Below are 2,382 nucleotides of genomic sequence, written 5' to 3'. Positions count from 1 at the left end.
CCGAGGGCGGTGGCCGGCCCGCCGGCCTCTCACCGGCCCTGTTCCACAGAGCTGTCGCTCCGCCCTTCTCGCTGAGTCCTGGGCGGACGACGCCCACCCAAGGGGATACCCATGACTCGCGCCACCACGGTGCGAGCGGTTCTGGCTGCCGCCGTTCTGCTCGTCTCCGTGTTCATCACGCTGACCATGTCACCCAGACTCGGCCTCGACCTCCAGGGCGGCACCCGCATGGTGCTGCAGGCCAAGGACTCCGGCACCGCGAAGGCGGACCGGGAGAGCACCGACCGCACCCTGGAGGTGCTGCGGCAGCGCATCGACTCCCTCGGTGTCTCCGAACCGGCCCTGACGCGCTCGGGCGAGGACCGGATCATCGTCGAGCTGCCCGACGTGCAGGACCCGCGCCAGGCCGCCGACGTCGTCGGCAGGACCGCACAGCTCGGCTTCCACGAGGTCCGGGGGGCCAAAGCCGGGCAGAAGGACGGAGGGAGGACCCTGCCCGACGAACAGGGCGCCCCCCTCGCACTCGGCCCGGAGCGGCTCTCCGGCGGTGGCGTCAAGGACGCCACCGCACAGTTCGACGCCCAGCAGGGCGCGGGCTGGTCCGTCTCGCTCGACTTCCACAAGGACGCGGGCCAGGAATGGAAGCGGCTCACCGGGGACGCCGCGTGCCACCCGGCCGGGGACGAGAGGCGCCGCGTCGCGATCGTCCTCGACGAGAAGGTCATCTCGTCCCCCCAGGTGGATCCGTCGACCGGCTGCGAGGCCGGGCTGCCCGCGGGCTCCACGCAGATCACCGGTGCCTTCAGTGCCGACGAAGCACGGGAGCTCGCCCTGCTCATCAAGGGCGGCGCACTCCCCGTCCCCGTCGAGATCGTCGAACAGCGGACCGTCGGCCCGACGCTCGGCGCCGACGCCATCGAGGCGAGCGCCCGGGCCGCACTCATCGGCGCCGCCGCCACCGCTCTCTTCCTCACCCTCGTGTACCGGCTCTTCGGTGCTCTCGCCGCGCTGGCCCTGGGTGCCTACGGCGTGATCTCCTACGCCGCCCTCGTCGTCCTGGGCGTGACGCTGACCCTGCCGGGACTCGCCGGATTCGTCCTCGCCATCGGCATGGCGGTCGACGCCGATGTCCTTGTCTTCGAACGGGCCCGGGAGGAACACGCGGGCCGCGGGAACCGCTCGCTGCGCTCCGCGCTGACGGCAGGATTCCGTAACGCGTGGAGCGCGGTCGCCGACTCCAACGTCACCACCCTCATCGCGGCCGCCCTTCTCTTCCTCCTCGGCTCCGGACCGGTGAAGGGCTTCGGGGTCACACTCGCCATCGGTGTCCTGGTCTCCATGTTCTCGGCGCTCGTCATCGCCCGTGCGCTCACCGAGATCGCGGCCGGCTCCCGGTTCGTCGCCGACCACCGGGGCCTCAACGGCCTCGCACGGCCCGGCCGTGTCCGCACCTGGCTGAACACGCGCGACGTCCAGCTGTTCCGGTCGCCGCGCCGCTGGCTGCTGATGTCGGCGGCGCTCGTGCTCGTCGCCGTGAGCGGCATCCTCGTGCGCGGCATCGACCTGGGTGTCGAGTTCACCGGCGGACGGCTCGTGGAGTACTCCACCAGCCGCCCCGTCGGCATCGAGGCCGCCCGTGACACGATCGCCGCCGCGGGCTTCGAGGACGCCGAGGTCACCACCGCGGGCGACCAGGACCTCTCCGTACGCACCGGGAAGCTCGACGACGACGGGGAGCTCGCCCTGCGTTCCGCCCTGGCCGAAGCAGGCGGCGGGACCACCAAGGTGCGTGACGAGCTGATCGGGCCCAGCCTCGGTGACGAACTGCGGCGGAACGCGCTCATCGCCCTGGGCATCGCGGTGTTCGTCCAGCTCGCCTACCTCGCGGCCCGGTTCCGCTGGACGTTCGCCGTCGCCTCGGTCGGAGCCCTGGTGCACGACGTCATCGTCCTCGTGGGGGCCTTCGCCTGGCTCGGGCGCCCCGTGGACGGGATCTTCCTGGCCGCCCTGCTCACCGTGATCGGCTATTCCGTCAACGACTCCGTCGTGGTCTTCGACCGGGTACGGGAGCTGTGGGCCGGGAACCGTCGCACACCGGTCGCCGACGTGGCCGAGCGCGCGGTGCTGCAGACCGTGCCGCGCACCGTCAACACGGGGATGGGAGCCCTGTTCATCCTGGTCGCCCTCGCGGTCCTGGGCGGCGACTCCCTCGCGGACTTCGCCCTCGCCCTCCTCATCGGCATCTGTGTCGGAACGTTCTCCTCCGTGATGACCGCGGTACCGGGGGCGCTCCTTCTGGAGAGGAGCCGGAAGGCCCCGCCGCCGGCCGGGAAGCGGGCGCCGAAGCGCGGTGAGCCGGCCGGGCGGACGCGCCGGGACCCC

The 2,382-nt window shown here is 72.3% G+C and carries 1 protein-coding gene; it reads left to right on the top strand.

Annotated elements, in window-relative coordinates:
* Positions 1–111 precede the first annotated feature (111 nt).
* On the top strand, positions 112–2,382 hold a 2,271-nt coding region (secD, locus tag VN520_RS10035), incomplete at its 3' end, for a protein translocase subunit SecD (protein ID WP_325746518.1).

This window comes from Streptomyces sp., assembly GCF_035563135.1.
Classification (GTDB): Bacteria; Actinomycetota; Actinomycetes; order Streptomycetales; family Streptomycetaceae; genus Streptomyces.
Note: the sequence above shows the minus strand (reverse complement) of the source record. Positions and strands in the feature narration are given on the sequence as shown.